At 37.9% G+C, this 20,150-nt stretch carries 16 protein-coding genes; 3 read left to right on the plus strand and 13 right to left on the minus strand.

The genetic code is table 11. The annotated features are described in order from the left end of the window. Nucleotides 1–105 precede the first annotated feature (105 nt). Nucleotides 106–732, plus strand: coding sequence for a GntR family transcriptional regulator (locus tag ACWATA_RS18525; protein WP_047751465.1), 627 nt, complete (start codon nucleotides 106–108; stop codon nucleotides 730–732). 23 nt (nucleotides 733–755) lie between these two features. Here the strand turns inward: ACWATA_RS18525 and ACWATA_RS18530 are convergent, their stop codons facing one another. From ACWATA_RS18530 to ACWATA_RS18545, 4 genes are all read right to left on the minus strand, one after another. After that, nucleotides 756–2,336: an FMN-binding glutamate synthase family protein gene (locus tag ACWATA_RS18530; RefSeq protein WP_473050040.1), complete on the minus strand. Its 1,581-nt coding sequence runs from the start codon at nucleotides 2,334–2,336 to the stop codon at nucleotides 756–758. Between the two features lie 43 nt (nucleotides 2,337–2,379). Next, entirely contained in the window at nucleotides 2,380–4,101 is a 1,722-nt protein-coding gene (locus tag ACWATA_RS18535; RefSeq protein WP_473050041.1) for a pyruvate oxidase, read from the minus strand. Between the two features lie 100 nt (nucleotides 4,102–4,201). Beyond that, the gene (locus tag ACWATA_RS18540; RefSeq protein WP_473050042.1) at nucleotides 4,202–4,969 is read right to left on the minus strand and encodes a tyrosine-protein phosphatase; all 768 of its coding nucleotides are present in this window, start codon (nucleotides 4,967–4,969) and stop codon (nucleotides 4,202–4,204) included. Nucleotides 4,970–5,248: 279 nt separating this feature from the next. Further along, a complete protein-coding gene (locus ACWATA_RS18545; protein WP_473050043.1) occupies nucleotides 5,249–6,001 on the minus strand; it encodes a CpsB/CapC family capsule biosynthesis tyrosine phosphatase in 753 nt (250 codons plus the stop codon). A 313-nt stretch (nucleotides 6,002–6,314) separates the two neighbouring features. Between ACWATA_RS18545 and ACWATA_RS18550 the strand changes: the two genes are divergently transcribed. Further along, entirely contained in the window at nucleotides 6,315–7,046 is a 732-nt protein-coding gene (locus ACWATA_RS18550; protein WP_154991583.1) for a DUF6270 domain-containing protein, read from the plus strand. Between the two features lie 45 nt (nucleotides 7,047–7,091). Here ACWATA_RS18550 and ACWATA_RS18555 read toward each other — a convergent pair whose 3' ends face one another. Next, nucleotides 7,092–7,853, minus strand: a complete 762-nt coding sequence (locus ACWATA_RS18555; protein ID WP_154991584.1) for an SGNH/GDSL hydrolase family protein — start codon at nucleotides 7,851–7,853, stop codon at nucleotides 7,092–7,094. A gap of 195 nt (nucleotides 7,854–8,048) precedes the next feature. Here ACWATA_RS18555 and tagU point away from each other — a divergent pair, with 195 nt between their 5' ends. After that, on the plus strand, nucleotides 8,049–9,011 hold the full coding sequence (gene tagU, locus ACWATA_RS18560) for a polyisoprenyl-teichoic acid--peptidoglycan teichoic acid transferase TagU (protein ID WP_060746479.1): 963 nt from the start codon (nucleotides 8,049–8,051) through the stop codon (nucleotides 9,009–9,011). Nucleotides 9,012–9,051: 40 nt separating this feature from the next. On the opposite strand, the gene ACWATA_RS18565 is transcribed toward tagU, so the two are convergent. The 8 genes from ACWATA_RS18565 to ACWATA_RS18600 form a co-directional block, all read right to left on the minus strand. Then, nucleotides 9,052–9,432: a triple tyrosine motif-containing protein gene (locus ACWATA_RS18565; protein WP_473050046.1), complete on the minus strand. Its 381-nt coding sequence runs from the start codon at nucleotides 9,430–9,432 to the stop codon at nucleotides 9,052–9,054. Nucleotides 9,433–9,507: 75 nt separating this feature from the next. Then, a complete protein-coding gene (gene tagH, locus ACWATA_RS18570; protein ID WP_049166343.1) occupies nucleotides 9,508–10,473 on the minus strand; it encodes a teichoic acids export ABC transporter ATP-binding subunit TagH in 966 nt (321 codons plus the stop codon). Nucleotides 10,474–10,489: 16 nt separating this feature from the next. After that, nucleotides 10,490–11,293 carry an ABC transporter permease gene (locus tag ACWATA_RS18575; RefSeq protein WP_049163404.1) on the minus strand — a complete coding sequence of 268 codons (804 nt, stop codon included), beginning with the start codon at nucleotides 11,291–11,293 and terminating at the stop codon, nucleotides 10,490–10,492. Continuing rightward, nucleotides 11,290–12,567, minus strand: coding sequence for a nucleotide sugar dehydrogenase (locus ACWATA_RS18580; RefSeq protein WP_473050047.1), 1,278 nt, complete (start codon nucleotides 12,565–12,567; stop codon nucleotides 11,290–11,292). The genes ACWATA_RS18575 and ACWATA_RS18580 overlap by 4 nt, the downstream gene beginning before the upstream one ends. A gap of 35 nt (nucleotides 12,568–12,602) precedes the next feature. Beyond that, nucleotides 12,603–15,293 (minus strand): accessory Sec system protein Asp2, encoded by a 2,691-nt coding sequence (locus ACWATA_RS18585; protein ID WP_473050048.1) that lies wholly within the window; start codon nucleotides 15,291–15,293, stop codon nucleotides 12,603–12,605. Between the two features lie 72 nt (nucleotides 15,294–15,365). Then, nucleotides 15,366–16,367, minus strand: coding sequence for a glycosyltransferase family 4 protein (locus ACWATA_RS18590; RefSeq protein ID WP_473050049.1), 1,002 nt, complete (start codon nucleotides 16,365–16,367; stop codon nucleotides 15,366–15,368). Nucleotides 16,368–16,377: 10 nt separating this feature from the next. Then, entirely contained in the window at nucleotides 16,378–19,890 is a 3,513-nt protein-coding gene (locus ACWATA_RS18595) for a CgeB family protein (RefSeq protein ID WP_473050051.1), read from the minus strand. Further along, the gene (locus ACWATA_RS18600; protein ID WP_043979847.1) at nucleotides 19,890–20,147 is read right to left on the minus strand and encodes a hypothetical protein; all 258 of its coding nucleotides are present in this window, start codon (nucleotides 20,145–20,147) and stop codon (nucleotides 19,890–19,892) included. Before ACWATA_RS18600 ends, ACWATA_RS18595 begins: the two co-directional genes overlap by 1 nt. Between the last annotated feature and the right edge of the window lie 3 nt (nucleotides 20,148–20,150).

Here is a 20,150-nt window from a genome sequence, read left to right on the forward strand (position 1 = left end):
TCACAAGTTATAGTATGATTTGGGTATACGCGTACAAAATGATAAAAAATAAAGAGAGAAAGAGACGAGATTTTCTCGTGTCGAATGCTAGAGGTGAAGTAGAGTATGTTAAGAAATCAAGGTTCTCGTTCGTCTCATCACCCTTCTTATGAGATGATTCGAGATAAAATTTTAAACGGTGAGCTTGAAGGCGGTACAAAAATCGTCGAAGAAAAATTAGCGAGCGAGCTTGGATTCAGCCGAACGCCGATTCGTGACTCCATTAGACGCTTAGAATATGAAGGACTGATTGTTCGAAAAAAAGTCGTGTCGCCGACAGAAAAAGACTTACGCAACTTGTTTGAAGTGCGAATGCTGCTGGAAGGCTCAGCTTCTAAAGCTGCGGCAACTTTTTTGTCTGATAACGAATTAGAAGAGTTAAAGGAATGCGTAGACATCGGAAGAAACGGCTCGTTTGAAGAAATCATGAGCGCAAATGAACGTTTTCACGCCATCATTGTGAACGCAAGCAACAATGACGTCATGATTAATATTATCGACCGCATGCAGTCCATCATTTACTTATTCCGTCATACGGTCGTGTTTTACAACCGCCCGTTTTTAATTGACGAACATGAAGACATTTATAACGCGATTAAAGAACGCAATGCTGAAAAAGCGGAAGCATTAATGCAGGAGCATCTTCAAAAAGACTTAGAGTTTTGCCTGCATTTGCTTCAGCGAAGACAATAAAAAAGCTGCCAATCGGCAGCTTTTTATACATACATCTTTTCTTTTGTAGAAATATCAGCTAACTGTCCGCTGCTGTTTTTAAATACTACATGTTTCTTTGAAAACTTCGTTGGCGAATCAATACCGGCTGCTGCTGCTAAATTAAACAATCCTTCACGTAATGACAGCACGTAGTTGCACACGCGGTATGACTTTTCTTCAATAATAAGCGCTTTTTGCAGCTGCGGATCTGTTGTCGCTACGCCCACGGGGCACCTGTTGTTGTGACAAACCTGCGCTTGAATACAGCCAACAGAAAACATAAAGCCTCTGGCAATATTTACGCAGTCGGCACCCAGCGATAAAGCCGTCGCAATTTTATCAGCCGTTAACAGCTTGCCCGATGCAAAAAGTTTTACTTCATCACGAACGCCATACTTTTTAAGCAGTTCATCCACAAAAGGAAGGCCTGAAAACAAAGGTACTCCCGCTCCGTCTGCTAATTCTTGAAACGATGCGCCCGTTCCTCCTTCTGCACCGTCAATCGTAATAAAATCAGGACCGCTTCCCGTCTCTTTCATATACGCCGCCATTTCTTCAAGATCATTTGTGTTTCCGACAACCATTTTAATGCCTACTGGCTTGCCGCCTACATCTCGAAGCTTTTCAATAAACTGAAACATTTCAGGATACGAAGCGAACTCTTTAAAACGGTTTGGACTGTCTACCGATTCTCCTGGCTTTAAGTTGCGGATTTCTGCGATTTCTTCCGTTACTTTGGAACCGTCTACGTGACCGCCTCGCGTTTTGGCTCCTTGGGCGAGCTTAATTTCAAACGCTTTGATTTGCTTCATTTCACTTTTCTTTTTAAATTCTTCCCATGAAAATTCGCCTTCTTTTGTCCGAACACCAAAAAGCCCAGGGCCAATTTGAAAAATAATATCAACGTTTCCTTTCAAATGATAGGGTGATAGTCCGCCTTCTCCCGTGTTCATCCACGTGCCGCCTGCTCGACCTAACCCTAGGGATAAAGCGGTAATCGCATGGTCACCAAGCGCTCCAAAGCTCATGCCGGATTGACCGATTAATCCTTTTACAACAAACGGATTTTTGCATGAAGGACCTATAACGACCGCATCTTCATCCCGCAAATAAAACGGATCCGCTTCTTTTTCTTCTCGGTGCTCTCTTCGGCTGAATAAGTTATCGGCGTCCATTTTATATACTTTCGTTTTAACTTTTGTCGTATTATCCGCTTTCATTTCATCGCGCTGCTTTGGAAACACCGCGTTTCGAATATAGTATCCCGGTTCGTTAAAATCACGCTCTGAGCCAAAACCCATCATTCGGTTGAGGTATTTACCCGACTTAACGGTTTGCTCGTATTGATTTCGAGAAAACGGCTTGCCCTCATTATTATTTAAAAATAAATACTGACGCAGTTCAGGCCCCATTTTCTCAAAAATATAGCGCATTTTTCCTAGCAGCGGATAGTTTCTAAGCACCGAATGCTCTTCTTGTTTTTCATCTTTCATCCAAAGAATAACAGCAATAATAACCGGCACTACAATCACAAGCATCATTACCGCGCCAAAAATAAGTAAAATGATTTCAAACACTCCCATGATATCCCTCCTAAAAAGACTCTCCTATACGGAGAGTCACTGATTAAAGCATTCTGCTTAGTCCTTTTCGAAGCGGTGGCATTTCGAGCTCATGTTCTTTAAAGAACTTTTTCATGATGTGCTTCGAATAATTGGCCGCTTGTCCGAATGAAATTTTGCCTGGAAGCGGCGGTTCATCTGCGACAACGACATCAATCACAACAGGAACATTCGCAAGCGCTGCTTTTTCAAAAGCAGTTTCGAGCTCTTCGTATTTTTCAACGCGGTAGCCAATTCCTCCGCACGATTCAGCGAACTTCGCAAAGTTCATTTCACCAAGCTGCGTTTGATAATCCAAGTGACCTTGAATCGCTTGTTCATATTTAATCATCCCGATTTCACTGTTATTAAGGACGACGACAACAATCGGCAGCTTGTACTTCACAGCCGTCACAAAGTCTTGCATGACCATCGTAAAGCCTCCGTCACCGCACACGGCTACCGATTGTTTTTCAGGATAAGCAAGCTTTCCTGCAATCGCAGCCGGAAGTCCGCAGCCCATCGTTGCCAGCCAGCTTGAAATCACAAATTTTTGATTCGTCATGCGGAAATGTCTTGCCATCCATACCGTCACGTTTCCGACATCAACAGATACAATCGCATCATCATCAACGATTTTTTGCAGCTTAGGAATAACTTGCTGCGGCTTGATTGGCGTACTCACTTCATTTTCTTCTTTTTCTACGTGCTTCCACCAGTTTTCCATATTAACTTGACACTCTTCTAAGAAACGGCGGTTTTCTTGATAATCTAAATTATGCGCAAGCTGCGACAGGGTCGTTTTAGAGTCTCCGACTAATCCAATTGATACAGGATAGCGTCTGCCGATTTGTGTGGCGTCAGAGTCCAGCTGAATCGCTTCAACCCCGTCCGGTAAAAACTCACGGTATGGAAACGAAGTTCCAATCATAATCAGCAAATCGGTTTCTTCCATCGCTTCATACGCCGGCTTTGTCCCAATTTGCCCGAGCTGCCCTAGGTTATAAGGATGATGATCAGGCAGTATTCCTTTACCCGGAAGCGTAAAGATAATTGGTGCCGCAATTTTTTCCGCAAACTGCGCTAATTCAAGCTTGGCGTGCTTGGCACCTGTTCCTGCTAAAATAACCGGTTTCTTTGCGTATTTAATGGCTAAAAGCGCTTTAGCTACATCTTCCGGGTCACTGTGAGAAATGGTTTTTGATACATTAGCAATTGGCGTTTTTGAATCAATTTTAATCGTTGAAGACGGAATATCATCTGGAATAACTAAAACCGCAACGCCTTTTTTCGCATAAGCCGTTCGAATTGCTTGCTGCAGCAGATGCGGAAATGATTCTGACGAGTCTACTCGGTGATTAAACACCGACACATCGTCAAAAACACGTTCTAAGTTTACTTCTTGAAATGATTCATTGCCAAGCTTGGCACGAGGCACCTGTCCGGCTAATACTAGCACCGGCGCACCATCTGCTTTCGCATCATATAAGCCGTTTAACAAATGAATCGCACCCGGCCCTCCAATTGACAGACACACACCGATGTTGCCCGTGATTTTAGCGTAAGAAGATGCCGCAAGTGCGCCTACTTCCTCGTGACGGACTTGAATAAACTCAATTTCATCTTTTTCACTTCGCAGATTGTCCATAAAATGATTGATTGAATCTCCCGGCATACCGAAAATGTGATCGATATTCCATTCTTTTAATACCGACATAGCTGCTTTGCCAGCTGTAGTTTTTATCATATTCAGCCTTCCTTTCTTTAGCTTTGTTTCTATTCCATACCACAATGAAAGAAAGACAAAACAAGGGACTTTCCCGTTTTTATGGAAAAGTCCCTTGTTTTCAGCTAAATAATTTAAATAAACTAAATTTTCTCATCGGCTCAGGCTCTAATTGATGCACCGGACGACCGTCGATAATGGCTTCCGCATTTTCGATAAAAAAATAAAGTTCTGACGCACCGTACATATCGGAAATATAATCGTACGCTTTTGAAAGTGAATAGTTGTGGTAATTGCGAGCATGAACGCCAGAGGCAATCACGTGGGCGAAGCGGTATTTAATAAACGTACAGGCCGCTTTTCTTTCTTTTTTTCCGTTTAAACCGAGAATACTAGCAGCGCTTAGCTGAACGAGTACACCTTTTTTTACAAGCTCATACAAACGCTCAGGGTGATCTCGGAAAATCGGATGACATTCTGGTGAACGCAGAATAGGCACAACGCCTTTTGTGAGAAGATCATACAGCGTTTTTTCAAAATAAGGTGAGATATCATATTCAGGCAGTGAAAGAAACAAATATTTATCGGTGTGATTAAGCGTAAGAAGCTGATTTCGCTCATAGTTTCGCAGAAGTTGAGGTGATAAAGGGACAAGCTGGCCTGGTAAGACTTGAAGAGGAATACATGAATTTGTGAGCCATTCATTAGCTGCATTTACATAGAGAAATAAATGGTGTTTCATAAACTCTTGATCGCTATCATAAAGCGGCGTCGCCACAACGGACTGAACACCTTGATCCGCTAAGGAGCGTGCCATCTTCAAAAAGCCGTCTACTTCCTCAGGTCCGCTATCGATATTAGGCAATATGTACGTATGAATATCAATCACTTTATTTCCCTCCCTGCGTTTTGTATAGCTCTATTCTACGACGATTTTAAATGTGAAACTATGTATTCTTCTCGACATTTACCACCACAAACCCCGGAAAACCGCGCACTTTTCTGTCATCTACTTAACTAACAATATTTTACTATCACTTTATGTGAAAACGCAAACATAATTTGTAAAATAAATCCAAATAATGATGATAAAAGAAGGGAATTAAATAGGTCTTTGTATGCAAATACCCTGATTAAACAGAAGTTAATCAGGGTACAAAGGGAAAAGTTAAAAAATTCCTAGAAATTTTGTTTTTTTGATGCGCTCAGGCTCTTGTTTATAAATAGCCTTCCCGCTCGCAATGGCTTCAGCATTTTCCATGAAATGATAGAGCTTGCTGTTGCCGTATTTTTTAGAAACGGTTGAATAGGCTTTTTGCAGGCCGTACTGCTGGTAGTTTTCACGATTTACACCTGATGCAATAACGTGTGCTAATCCGTGATCAATGAACTGATAAGCTGCTTTTTTAGCTTTACTGCCGTTGCCGCCCAGCACACTTTGTGCAGACAGCTGAACGACTGCTCCATTTTTTACGAGCTTGTACAAGTGCGGAGGGTTTTCCACAAATAATGAATGGCACTCAGGCTCATTTAAAACCGGTACAATACCTTTTAGCTGAAGCTCGTAAGCAATATTTTCTAACACTTCAATTTCCACGTCTTGTGGAATGTGTAAAAACATATATTTTTCATTTTCATTTATTGTCATCGTGTAATACTCTTCATTTGATACAATCATATTGGTAGAGGCAATTACTTTTTGACCTGGTAAAACGCTTAACGAAATAGAAGATTTTCTTAACCATTCATTCGCAAGATCGACACCTTCTCTATAGCTGGAATCTTTTCCGTCATAAAGAGGGGCTGCTACGACTTCTGTTACTCCTTCTTTCACTAATACATTTGCCATTTCTAAAAATTCTTCTACACTTTTGGGACCACTGTTCACATTTGGCAAGATATTGGTATATATATCTATCATTTTTTTCTCCTCTTTCTATGCCTCAGATCATGGATAGTATTCCATGAATTATATTATATCACAGGGCTTTTTTTCTATCTTCTAGCATAAGTATCTATTTTTGCTCATGCTCTCTTTTGGGATTGATAGACGTTCCTTTTGTATTGAAATGTGGCATTCTTTTCTTGAAGAAAATGTTAAAAATAAATAATGGAAAATGAACGAGATAGAAAATGAGTAAATATACCTAAACACTGATTGACTTTTCTCTTCTTCTTCGTTTATAGTTTTTCTATATGTGTCTAAAAATGAGAAAATATTGTAGGAGTTGTAGATGAATTTGAAGAAAAAAATTGACATTCTAGGAAGCTGTGTTTCTAGAGACCCTTTTGCTATGTTTGACCATCAATATGAAATTAATGAGTATTTTGCTAGAACGAATATTATATCGCTAGCATCCAAACCTGTTGGACTATCTATTCGAGGCATCCACATTGAGTCTAAATTCCAGCGTAGAAGTGTATACAATGATCTTAATAAACTTTTCTTAAAACATGTGGATGAAGAGCCTGCCGACACGTTAATCATTGACTTACTCTCTGAAAGATTAAGACTTATGAAACGCGGAGAATCTTACATCGCCCTTTCCAAAGAATTTGCTCAATCTAATTTAATGAATGATTTAAAGAGTAAAAGAATTGTAGAACGCACTGATGAATTATGGGAGAGTTCTGCTGATAAAATATGCGAAAGAATCAACGCAAGCAGCATTTCAAAAGTCATTATTCATAAAGCGTTTTGGAAAGAAAAATATGTAGATAAAGAAGGAAACGTTCAAGTTTTTGAAAATCAAGACGAAATTCAACGTCATAATCAGCAATTAGAGTATATGTATACATACCTCGGCAACCAAATTAACAATAGTACATACCTTGAAATAAAAGAAGAATTTATGGCAGATGAAAATCACAAATGGGGTCTTACGCCAAGACACTATCAGCCAGCTTATTATGAAAGATTTTTAGAACAGCTTAACGCTTTACTTTTACCTGTTGTAACAAATTAAAAAATAAAAGCACGAACCTTTTTTATAAGGTAGCGTGCTTTTTCATTATGAATTAGTAAAATACTCAGAGAGAAATTTGAACCATACCTTCTCCCCTTCTTCGTTCGGTTGACCATTTTCATCAGATAAATACTTTAAAATGCCTTCCTCATTATAATCTGGCCATGCACTCCAATGATTTACAAACTCGTATCCATTTTCTTTAGCAAAGGTTTCTAAAGCATTTACGTCGTTAGGGTAATTCTGAGCTTGATAGACCGGAGCTGATGGTTGAAAAATAGTAACTAGGTTTTTATTTTCACTTTCAATATGCTTCATAATAATTTGCAAGTTATCAATTGTATTGTTAATACCTACTACGCCGTTATCATTTAATAAAAATGGTTCAAAAAGCAAGATATCAGGCTTTGCTTTTGTAATGTCTTCATACGTTTTTGATTTCACAAATTGTAATGTATTCATTTGTTTGTATTCATACAACTCTACATTTATTAAATCTGTCCCATATGTATCTTCTAGTTTATCTTTCAATAAAGTTCCCCATGTCTTTACGTCTTTCTCGGGAGCGGATCCTACAATTACAAGCTTTACGGGATTTCCTTTTTTCTTTGCGTTTTCTAATTTTTTTACAATTGATTCCGGCAAGTTCTTAGTCTCGGTTTGCATATCCTTTTCTGTTTCTGCTGCGCTCACTCTCGTAGGCTTTGTTTCAAACTGCTTGTCTAATTGATGGTTCCAGTACATCTTTCCTGCTACTAAAGACGAGATAAAGATGAGAATAGCAAATACGTTAATTAAAATTTTCATAAAATGTCTCCCTTACTATATCTTTCTTTTTTTCTTTTATTATAATATAATTTTAAAGTACATGAAGAAATTTGATTAAATTTGTCATTTTTTTAATCATTTTGACGTGTTTTCTGATGAAAAAGATAAGAATAATGGCTTACATAGAAGGCATTTATTTTATCAATACATAAAGAAAAGGAAGAGAGGCTTCATATGGAAGAACAAGTACAATCTCCAGAAGCGCGCAGACGTAAACGAAAAAAACCGAAAAAGAAACGCGCGTTTAAAATTATTCTTGGTATTATTTTAGTATTAATTCTAGGTGTAGCAGGCTATGCATATAGCATATGGCATTCCGTTGAAAAGACATTTACACAAACTCACGAACCGTTAAAACGTGATGTATCTGAAAAGCGCTCAAATAAAGTGAGCTTAGCAAATGGAGATCCTATTTCTATTTTACTATTAGGAGTAGATCAGCGTGCCGGTGACCGCGGACGTTCAGATTCTACTATTTTAATGACGGTAAACCCAAAGACACAGTCTATGAAGATGGTCAGTATTCCACGTGATACGCGTACTGAAATTGTAGGAAAAGGAACACAAGATAAAATCAACCATGCTTATGCTTTTGGTGGCGTAGACATGTCTGTAAATACGGTAGAGAAATTCTTAGACGTTCCCGTAGACTACTACGTTCAAGTGAATATGGAAAGCTTTAAAGACATTGTAGACGCTGTTGGCGGCGTAACTGTAAATAATACTCTTGCATTTGATTATGACGGCTACAGCTTCCAAAAAGGCCCTCTAACGTTAGATGGTAAAGAAGCATTGGCTTTCACACGTATGCGTAAACAAGACCCTCGCGGTGACTTTGGACGTCAACAACGTCAGCGTCAAGTAATTGAAGGCGTTATTGACGAAGGAGCTAGCGTTCAGTCTTTGACAAACTACGGTACAATTCTAGATGCAATTGGCCAAAATGTAAAAACAAACCTTACGTTTGATGATATGAAGCAAATTCAATCAAACTATAAAGACGCACGTAAACATTCAGAACAGCTTCAAATAGATGGAAAAGGCGAAAAGATTAACGGTATCTATTACTATGCCGTATCTGATGACACGCGTAACCAACTATCTGCTGAATTAAAAGAAAGTTTAAATCTAAAATAAAAAAAGATCGCGGGATGTATCCCGTGATCTTTTTTATTTATTATGATTTCGTTACTTTTACTAATTCTGTGCTTTTTGCAACAGCTTTTTCTTTTCCAGCTTTCACGTATACGCGTACACGATAGTCGCCAGACTTCGTTAGCTTATAAGCCAACTCTTTTTTTGAAGAGTAAGGGATTTTTTGGAATAGCTTTCCGTCTTTATAAACAGAATAAGCGTATTTAAGGTCTTTCCCTTCCGCCGTTGTTTTTACTTCTAAGCGTTTGTCTCCTACGTTTTTAATAGAGACTTTGTTTAATGCTGTTTTATCTTGTTGAGTTTGTTCCGTTTTAGTTGGTTTGCTTGCAGTCTCTTTGTCGTTGCTGCAGCCTGTGAATAATAGTGCACCTGCTACGATTGGAATTAATACTTTTGCTTTCATTAGAGATCCTCCTTGAATAGTAGATATATCAATCTACATATCTATTCTCAATATTATTAAAATGCTTTATAAAACTTATGTATAAAACATTAAAATCGCTAAAAACAAAGACAGCATAGATAAAATGCCTACTTGAAAATAAAGCTTGAACGTTTTTCGTCTTTCTTTTTTCCGTTCACGTCGCTTTGTACGCTGCTCTAACGAGTATAATGGCTGATTATACTCACTCTTTTCATTCATCAAAGCATATTCATCTTTTGCCTGATTAGCCAGCATATCTAGTTTATACTGCTTTTTCTCTTCATCAGTTAATCCATTAAACCATTTAACAAACTCTTTATATTTTTCTAAAACAACACGAGTGCCGCCAAATTGCTTTAACTCTCCAAAGTGAATCCACATGACTTTGTTGCACACACTGCGGATTTGAGTCAACGAATGACTTATAAAGAAAATCGTTTTACCTTGTTCTTTAAATTCATTAATCTTTTTCAAACATTTATCGTAAAATGTTTGATCTCCTACTGACAAAGCCTCATCTACTACCAATATATCGGGATTGGTATGAACAGAAATGGCAAATCCAAGCCTTGATTTCATACCGCTCGAATAGTTTTTTACCGGCTGAGTAATAAACTTTCCGATATCAGCAAATTCGATGATATCAGGAGTGATTTTTTTTATCTCTTCTTTCGTTAGTCCATGCATCAGACACTTCAATTCGATATTTTCTAATCCATTTAAGTTATTATTTAACCCTACCGAAATAGCAATTAATGATGTTTCACCATTGATTTTAATATCACCTGACGTCTGAGGCACAACTTGCGACAGCAAGTTAGAAAGAGTTGATTTTCCTGATCCATTAATTCCTACAACACCAATTGTTTCTCCTTCATTTACGGAAAAAGAAATGTTTCTTAGTGCGTAAAAGCTTTCATTTTTCTTTTTTGGAAAGAAAATTTCAAGCAGTTTATCGGATCTTTTTTTATATAAAACATACTTTTTACTAACGTTCTCAAACTGAACTTTTAGTGCCATAGATTACGCTCCTAGATTACAAGTAATCGATGAATTTATTTCTGAATTTCAAATGCAGGATTGATCCTACTGTTAGTATTAATAATGTGATAACCCAAAAATATAATGTGTATATCCAATCCTCATAAAACCAACCGTAACCTAACAATGAATATCTAAATCCTTGCACGATGTAAAAGAGTGGATTTAATTTTAAAATCGTTTCATATACATGTGACAATTTAGACGTATCCCATAAAATAGGCAATAAGTAAAGCACCATTCTCATTAATGATTGTAATATTTGCTGAAAATCTCTTATTAACGTTGAAATAGTTGATGTTAGCAGCGTGAGTGCAAATAAAAACACAAATAATGCTACTAAATAATATGGTAATTGAAGTAAATACCATCCCGGATTAATTCCATAAATGACGAAGATAACTCCCATAACCAGCATCATGATGATGAACTGAAAACTGTTACTGACAATCGTGACAGTTGGCAGTACGCTGACTGGAAACTTCATTTTTGAAACCAAACTTACCCTTGCATACACACTGTTTGAACCTTGCGTAATGGAAGGACTAATAAAAAACCAAGGGATTAACCCTGCAATTAGCCATACAAAGAATGGAATTCCGTGTACGGGTGCTCCTCCACGAATTCCTAATCCAAAAACAAGCCAGTACAGAAGAATCTGTATGGCAGGTCCTAAAAACTGCCATACAGCTCCAAGATAGTGCATTTGGTATTTACTTTTTGCATCATAAAGAGATAATCTCAATATTAAATGAAAATTCGAGGATTGTTCTTTCAAAATCCTCCCTACAGAATTCATGCCATTACTTCTTCCTTCTTAAGGAATGCATGTAGGTTACCATAGTTAATGTAGCTGAAATCGTCAGAACGGTTAGCTACCACGTTTTTCGTATCGAAAATACGTTTTGTTGCCATGCCTTCTAATTCGCTCCAGTTTAATTCTTTGAATTCGTTATGATCTGTTAACACAAGAACTAAGTCAGAGTTGCGTACAGCTTCCTTGATATCTTGTTCTACCCAATCTTGTTCCACGTGAGGATCAAATGCGCGAATTTCGTATTTGCCTTCTGCTTTTAATAGATCATAGATTTCCATTGCCGGACTTTCACGAATGTCGTCTACGTTTCCTTTATATGTTAAACCAAATACTGTCACAACGCGGCCGTCTACTTTTTCCATTAAAGCATTTGTGTTGTCTACTACGTATTGAGGCATAGACGTGTTAATTGTTCTTGCTAGATTAATAAGCTGAGCTGTTTTAGGCGCTTTTGCAACGATGAAATATGGGTCTACAGCCAAGCAGTGTCCGCCTACACCCGGTCCTGGTGTATGAAGGTTTACACGCGGATGCTTGTTAGCCATTTGAACAACTTCTAACGCATCGATTTCTAATTCGTTACATACTTTTGTTAATTCGTTTGCTAACGCAATGTTTACGTCACGGAATGTGTTTTCCATTAGTTTTGACATTTCTGCTGTTTTTGCATCTGTTTTAATGATTTCACCTTGTACAAATGTGCTATATACCATTGCACCAGCTTCTGTACAGTTTGGCGTAAGTCCTCCAACAATACGGTTGTTGTGGATTAGTTCATGAAGGATTTGTCCTGGAAGTACACGTTCTGGACAATGTACTAAGAACACGTCTTTTCCAACTTCAAAGCCAGCTGCTTCTACCAACGGTTTCACATGGTCATCCATGCTGCGCGGTGCGATTGTAGATTCTACGATTAATACGTTTCCTTTTTCTAAGTAAGGAATGACGTTGCTTACAGCGCTTAATACATATGATAAATCACAAGATTTGTGTTGGTCATCATGGTTTGGTGTTGGTACAGCTACGATGAATGCATCTGCTTTTTCCGGCTGTAATGCTGCGCGGAATGTACCTTTTTCAATTACTTCATTCAACGCTTCCTGCAGACCAGGCTCTTCTAAATGGATTTTCCCATTGTTTAATGATTCAATTACGCGTTGACTCACGTCGACACCTACAACATCTACATCATGTTTTGCAAACATAATAGACGTTGGTAATCCAATATATCCTAATCCTATTGTACAAAGTTTCATTTTATTTCCTCCTGTGTTAACTGCTTAATAATGTTTTATATAAAGACACTATTCGTGTCTCTAACCGCTTTTTGTTTGTATTGATTTCTTACAAAAATTCTACATCTGTATTCGCCTTTAGCTCTTGGCTTATAGCGGAAAATTTCTTCCTCGATATAAGACGTTTTGTGAACGATTTTATCGTCTTTGTAAATGTAGTATGCGTACTCTAAATTGCCATGGCCTTCTGTATCACATCTTGCAATAAAGTAGCTCTTGTTATCTTTTAAAAGAGCTCTTTTAATTTTAAATGGCACATGTTCGACATACTGCACATCTAAAATTTCGCTAATCGTTCGGCCAAGATACAGAGGAAAATAACCTTTTAAGTCTTTATGATTTGCTCGATCTTCTAAATCTAGCGTTACTTTATACCCTCTGTCTTTTAGCTGGTGATACAGCGGGAGAACATGGCTTTTGTGATGATAATCCCACGTTCCTACATACAAACGGATGTCTGGTGCGCTATCTACAGGCTGATCTAGTAAGTTAAATAGAATTTGATTTAAGTATTCTTTGTTTACGTTATCCGAGCCTGAAATATACTCTGCAATATTGACATGCTCTGCCTGATCAATCAAAAAGTCTCCTAATTTACTTTGAGGAGCACCGGCAATTACTTGTCCAAAATGATACTTAATTCCATAGTATAACGCCGCGTAGCCGCCTTTAGACGAGCCTACGGTCATGACATTTTTGTGCGTAAAACCGTGCTTGGACATAATATATTGAATAAGCGAAGATACGCTTGTTTCAATCACATGATTTCTATTTTTGCCTAAGTAGTAAGAGCCTTGTTCACCAAAATCATCTAAAATGAAAAGTTTATTTGCTCCAACTTCATCTAACGTTTTCATATAATTATATACATAATGATATTTATTAGCTAAAGCAGAAAAGACAATAACCAATTTATCCTGTAATGTCTCATCAGCTGCTGGAACAAAATGATACTTCACGCCATTCATAGATTGATAATGTGACTCTAATTCAAATGGCCCTTGATCTCTTGCTGCGATTTTATAATTCGCCAAGCGGAATTCTGTTACTACTTCAACCGAATCTTTGCCGCTGCTGAAATCCAGCTCAAGCACAGTAGCAGGCTGTTTCGATTCCATTTTAGGAAATACCCATCCTTGCACGTGCGGAACTGTTTGTTCACGCACAGCTCGTATATTCACATCTGTAGTAGATGTAATTTCAAGTTCAGCTACTTTGTTATTGTTTCTAAATAACTCGACAATTTGATCTCTTACGTGAACTTCTAAGTCCGGAGCTACATGCCAAAACAGCTTGTATTGATGAGTATCTTCTGAAGCGACTTGATCACGTACAGTGATATGCTCAAGCTGCTTGTTATAGCGTACGTTACGTGTGTGAGTAACTCCACTATAACGTTCATTCACTCCTGTTGCTTCCGAGTAGTCTTCCGTTAGCTGATAATCTTTTATATATACTTTTTCGTGCTGATGATCCACTCGAGGAAGACCGCGTCCGTCCACGATTAGCGTGTTGTGTCCAAATGAAGAATAAGCATACTTCGTAAACTTATCTTTGTAATTATATCCATTTGGCCCAGCTTCTGTAATGATATCACCGTTTGAATAAATGTGCATATTTAAGTCATCACTGTGCTTATGGTAACTAGTGTGATAAGCCGCGGAAAACAATACGTACGTTTCTTTTTCTTTTCTTTCCCATCCGCTTCTGAAAATCGCATAACCCGAGTCTTTGAACACCGCATCTTTTTCTACAGGCATTCTACCAGCTTTTCCTTGATGAACTGCATATAAAAACTCTTCACTTTTGTACAAGCTTCGGTAGCTGCTGTTTACAACAGGCTTCGATTCTGTATCACAAAGAGGCGGGAATAATCCGTCTGGTCGAATAATATAGGTTGCGTATTTTTCCGTCTTTTTAAATAAATCAACGAAAAACTTTGCGTGGTTAGGGCTCAAATCCTTCAGCCATACAACCAATTTATTTAAATAATTGGATACAAGAAAATGATAAGACGGCGAATGTTCCTTATGTACGCCTTCTTCTGTATACACATAGGTAAAGTAATCTACAAGACGCTTTAATGCAATATCACGATAACGATCCGACTCATTATCTGCTTCTTCAAAATACATCGCGTAAGCAAGCAAAGAAATATCTTGGAACATGCCGTGATTTGTATTTGTTGAATGAAAATCATCTTGAGACAGTAAATTAGCTGTTTTAGCCATATTTTCTACGATAAGCTGTTCATCGGACGAAGCAAGCTTGTCCTTCGCTAAGATGTATAATCTCAGCCAATACTGTAGACGCATTGCCGTTGTTTCATCGTGAAAAGCCATTTCATTTGAACCATTAGGATAAGGATTTTTTTGAATCCAATCTTTGACTAAACCAATGGCTTTATCTTTGTACTGCTCTTCTTTTGTCTCTTCGTAAGCATCTGTCAAACACCCTAAAAAAGTATGACCATGAATCAAGCGTAAAAAACTTCTAGATTTATCTTCGTTCCATAGAATGCCTTTTGGATATCGAATGACCCCAAAAGGCGGAAGCGGATATTTATTACCCATAATGTTTTTAGCAGCTGCTAGCGGATCTTTATTCCGACTTTTCGGTAAGATCCTCATCAGCTTTTGAATTTTTTCTTCATCCAATGCCGTTAATGCTTTTTTTGTATTTATCATTCAGTCATTTCCCACTTTCTCATATGCGCGCTGTACGCATACAAACTATAAATTTCAAAAGGAACTTATAGATTAACTTAAAACAGGTTCCGCAACGTTCACAATTAACTCTTCCCATTGATTCGCTACTTTTTCAGCTCCAAAGTGCTGCTTTACATACTCTTTTAAAGAAGCTTGAAGCTCTGCATCTGTTTCTTTTGAGTTCAGTGCTAGAATACGCGCTACCGCTTCCTCTACATCAGATAGAAGATACTCTTTCGGATAGATCGTATCACTGCCATCCCAGTTGAGAATGATTGGATAAGCACCTGAAGCCATTCCTTCACTTGGTGAAAGGTGGAAACTTTCAAAATCACTTGTTGATAGAACAATTCCTACCTTTGAAAGCCATTCAGAAATATCGCCGAACCCTTCAAAAATAACAGCATCTTTCCACGGAGCTTTTTCGATACGATTAAAAATTGCTTCGTAATATTCACGCTCTTCTTCTTTATTCCACAGCCACGAATATTCCTGCGGCATTTTTCCTTTAACAAACAGCTTATAGCGATTATCTTGATGCCATAACTTATCTAGCATATCTACAGCCAAGTCTAGACGCTTTCGCTGCGGACAAATTCCGATGATGCCTAAATGATACTTAGCATCTTCCGTTTTAGAACCATCCACTTTTTCTGTGTCGACTACGTTATAAATCATCGTCATCTTTTCACGCGGAAAATTAAACGTTCGATAAAACTCTTCATATACGTATGGAGAAATCGCGATAATTTTATCGATATTTTCCATGTTAAAACTATGAGGATAAATCGTATCACGCTCTTGAAGATGCATGCGTACAATTAAATGCTGGTGAGGCTTTTTATGATGAGAGTACCACACTGCATTTCCAAGTCCCCATTCACAGACAATAACGTCTGCCCACTCTAAGCAAGCTTGGCTATGCTCTTCATCATGAGCATTATGGCCACTCCACTCGTCCGTTTTAATTTCAAACCCAGGACGGCTTGCCAAACGGTCCATAATGATACGTGCAAATTTCAAATCATGTCCTGCAAATAATATCTTTTTCATTTTTGTAACCTCACAGCTCTATTTTATTTACCATAGCAGTGATGTCGCCCTTGCTGCTATCTTCTAATTTCAAGTAATTAAATTTGTCATTACTAAAGAACTGCTTGCCGTATTTAGCATATGACGCAAGACTTTGATCTTCTTCAAAGAGATTAATTACTTGCTCAAGTGAAAGATTGCTGTATACATTTGTTTTAGCAACGGAGCTCTGTGACGATAACTCTCTTACAAACTCGTATTCTTGACCTGCATTTTTCTCTTCAAGCTTTCCGTTTTCCACACTGTAATGAGTTGTTTTACCAATAAAGTCACTGTCCGTAAACGTTGTGCTCAGCATTAAGTCTAGTAAATAATTTTGCCCGTAATAGCTGTCTTGACCAAAGTACGTTACATACTCACTAGAAATCCAGTCGCGAATGTTTAAGTAGTTGTGCATATAACTGCGAACAAATGTGTGAATGGTTTTTGTGTTGTATTTATTGTAAAGATCTAAATAGCCATCAAATGTATCTACTAAAATATATAATTGCTTATTGTCATAAGCTTGACGGTTAAATTGATCAATGATGTTTTCGAACTCTTGACGCGTATTAGCAATCGCGACTACCGTAACTGTTGGCAGTTCAAAAGCAAAGTTTAAGCCCACTTTCTCAATAATGTACTCTAAGCGATGCGTGTACGTATGCTTAGTTAATACATCTCGAATACCCGTTAAAGCTTTTTCTTCGTAATAGCGTTCATCTTCTAACAGCTGCTTGAATTCTTCATGCAAACTCGTTGGATCTTCAGACATATAAACAAGATCACCGAAAATTTCTCCAATTCCCTGTGCATACGTACTAATAACAGGCGTTCCGCATGCTAACCCTTCATATACACGGCGAGAGAACATAGTTGGAGATTCTTTTACTGTATTTACGTTAATCATAACTTTGTAGCCTTTATATGCTTTATCAATCTCGTAATACTTTAAGTTTCCTTTTACATAAGGAACAAAGCGATCCGGGAATTGATGATTTGGCATAAGACCTTTTAAGTTTTGAATATAGTTTCGATCATAAATATCTAGTCCCACTTTAGCCGCAGCATCTAATAATCGATCCATATCAATACATCTTTCTTCATGGTGACGATAATAAGATCCAGCGAAACACGCTTTGTTTTCGCGTTCATCCACAATTTTAATCGGATTATGAATAGCCGGCTGCGCAGCAAACGGCAGCGCAAATGCGTTTTGATGTCCAGCTCTTTCTTGGTAGTAAGGAACCATGTTTTCATCCGTTGTGAAAATGTAATCAAATCGTCTAGCTGTTTCAATAAAACGATTAAAGTGAACAGGATCTTCCTTGTTCCAGAATACGGTTGGCACATTATGCTCTTTACACCAAGCTAACAGTGAGTAAAGAGGCTTCATATTTTCTTCTCCGTAGTAACCAACACGCTTATTCCAAACGCCTCCATTACCTCGCCAAGCAGATTCAACCATTAGCAAGTCTGGCTGTTCCTTTGTCATAACCTCAAGCCAGTTATCCGGCGTCATTTTAATTAATTTACACTCATGTTCATAAGAAGCCGTCGTAAATTCGTCAAAAATAACCGCCATCTTCATTTCTTTGATCGGCTTTGGAGGAAGCATGTTAAATGCATCTACTTCTTGTTTTGCTACGTAATCTAATGACTGCTCTCGTTCAATGCTTTTCATTTCATTAATAGAAATCGTATGAACATCAAATTCACCTTTTCCAGAAACGCGTAAAGCAATTCGGAACTGTGTAATATCAGGATGAATTTGAACTTTTGTCATTGAGTTAAATTTTAGCTGCAGCACTTGAAGTTTTTCTTCATCTGAATATCCAATAAACATTGGAATCACACCTACATCTTCATCTGCTTTCCCTTTTACAGTGAACTCATATTCAAATCCTTTTTGCATCGTCATGATATGATGAGTAGGAAGCATTTTAAAACTGTTATTTGTTTCTTTATACGAAATATAGCTGTTTTTTCCAGCTTCAATATTTACTGAACCGTGCAGTCCTTTGTCTGATGTAGAAAGCTGTACTAATTTCTTCGCGCTTGCAAACCAATCTGAAGCTTGTAACTCTAGCTGTGCACTGTTGGTAATTTCAATTGGCTTTTCTTGAATGTTAATTTGCAGGCCTTTAAAGAATCCGCTCTCCGTCACACGTATTAAAAACTCAACGTGTTCTGTATCTTTTTTGAAACGCAGTTCAGCTTTTTCATTCAGTTCAAGCTGATGAATTTCATTTTGCTTGCTGTTTTTATATCCTACGGCATATACAACTAACTCAATACCTTCGTACACTTCACCTGCTGGCGTAATAACATACGTAGAATCATGATCAACCGCTACTGAGATATTTTCACTTGTGTTAAAGTGCTGAGCTGTTAAATGAATGAATTCCTGCCCTTTTAACTTAGATTGAAACAGCTGGTTCCAAGGATGATAAATAACACCATTATTTGACTCTTGCCATCCTTTAAGAGAGTGTTCGTTAAGAGCATATTTAACAGGTGCATCAACCGTCATTTTAGGAACGGTTACTTCAACATCATGAACCCACCAATAAGACACGTTGTTGATGATGATATCATCAAGCTTAAATTCACCTTTACCAGATACTCTCACTGCTAGACGAATAGCGTTATATTCTTCTTGGAAATGAATCAGCTTTTTATTGTTTAACTTTAATTCATCTGTTCCTACTTTTTTCCCGTCTTGGTAAAAGACAATAGCAAGACGTACATCAACAGAATTCTCTTTCTCGCCTTGGAAGCAAACCGATAGCGTATCGTCATGAACAGCCACTGGACTTGCAGGCTGAGCAGAGAAAGCAGCATTTCCTTCTCGGTGCGTTACATACGCGAATTGCTTATCTTCAAAACTTACGTTGAACTTTTTGTTAAATGGATCATAGTATAATTGATCGGATTTAGGCATGTACCACTGATTTTGTTCTAAAACAATATAATTTCCTTCTGTCAAAAGCTCGCTTTGATTCCAGAATCCTCGGTCATTAATTAACATGCTCTCAATTTTAAATGTTCCCTGCCCTTTCACGCGCAGCGCTAAGCGGATAGAATCAGTAGATTGAGAGAACGGTATAATGCCTTCACTGTTCATTTCAAATCTATGTATACCTACTTTTTGACGATTTTTATATTCAATAATGAATAACTCGACGGAGACACTTTCACTTTTTGTCCCTTTGAAGACAAGCGTTTGCTGACTTGAAAAGTCAAATGCAATATTTTCTTCTACAGGAGCTTGTCGAAAGTCGATATTCTGCTCGCGATAAGTTAGATACGTATAGTTGTTAGAATTCAAATCAACAGTAAAACTTCGGTCGTCTTCATTAAATGAAACAGCAACTTGATGCTTTTTAAACCAGCCGCTATTCGCTTCGACTTCTGAAAACTCTAGGCTTGGAATGCGATGTGCTTTTGCCCAATCTCTTTTTTGCGTAATCGACTTCATACGCTTTTGAATATCACTGATCATTATCTATGCCCCTTTGTTGCTTTATTTGTACCCATTCGCTTTCGAACCGTCCAATACTTTAGCGTTAACTTTCCTAGAAAAGAACGGCTGATAGCCGCATATCTTTTTTCTAGCATCGTATAACGTTTTTGCAAATCCTGGTACTCTTTTAATTCTTTTTCTCTTATGTTTAATTGTTCGATTAGTTCCGATTTAACCACTTGAAGTTCTTTTTCCAGAACTTCTACAGATACATGGCTATGGAGTTTGACACCCATACG

It is taken from the genome of Priestia sp. USM5, from assembly GCF_058323215.1.

Coding starts and splice junctions, on each gene's coding strand:
- ACWATA_RS18525 (WP_047751465.1), top strand. CDS start 106: ATGTTAAGAAATCAAGGTTCTCGTTCGTCTCATCACCCTTCTTATGAG.
- ACWATA_RS18530 (WP_473050040.1), bottom strand. CDS start 2,336: ATGGGAGTGTTTGAAATCATTTTACTTATTTTTGGCGCGGTAATGATG.
- ACWATA_RS18535 (WP_473050041.1), bottom strand. CDS start 4,101: ATGATAAAAACTACAGCTGGCAAAGCAGCTATGTCGGTATTAAAAGAA.
- ACWATA_RS18545 (WP_473050043.1), bottom strand. CDS start 6,001: ATGATAGATATATATACCAATATCTTGCCAAATGTGAACAGTGGTCCC.
- ACWATA_RS18550 (WP_154991583.1), top strand. CDS start 6,315: ATGAATTTGAAGAAAAAAATTGACATTCTAGGAAGCTGTGTTTCTAGA.
- ACWATA_RS18555 (WP_154991584.1), bottom strand. CDS start 7,853: ATGAAAATTTTAATTAACGTATTTGCTATTCTCATCTTTATCTCGTCT.
- tagU (WP_060746479.1), top strand. CDS start 8,049: ATGGAAGAACAAGTACAATCTCCAGAAGCGCGCAGACGTAAACGAAAA.
- ACWATA_RS18565 (WP_473050046.1), bottom strand. CDS start 9,432: ATGAAAGCAAAAGTATTAATTCCAATCGTAGCAGGTGCACTATTATTC.
- tagH (WP_049166343.1), bottom strand. CDS start 10,473: ATGGCACTAAAAGTTCAGTTTGAGAACGTTAGTAAAAAGTATGTTTTA.
- ACWATA_RS18575 (WP_049163404.1), bottom strand. CDS start 11,293: ATGAATTCTGTAGGGAGGATTTTGAAAGAACAATCCTCGAATTTTCAT.
- ACWATA_RS18580 (WP_473050047.1), bottom strand. CDS start 12,567: ATGAAACTTTGTACAATAGGATTAGGATATATTGGATTACCAACGTCT.
- ACWATA_RS18585 (WP_473050048.1), bottom strand. CDS start 15,293: ATGATAAATACAAAAAAAGCATTAACGGCATTGGATGAAGAAAAAATT.
- ACWATA_RS18590 (WP_473050049.1), bottom strand. CDS start 16,367: ATGAAAAAGATATTATTTGCAGGACATGATTTGAAATTTGCACGTATC.
- ACWATA_RS18595 (WP_473050051.1), bottom strand. CDS start 19,890: ATGATCAGTGATATTCAAAAGCGTATGAAGTCGATTACGCAAAAAAGA.
- ACWATA_RS18600 (WP_043979847.1), bottom strand. CDS start 20,147: ATGGGTGTCAAACTCCATAGCCATGTATCTGTAGAAGTTCTGGAAAAA.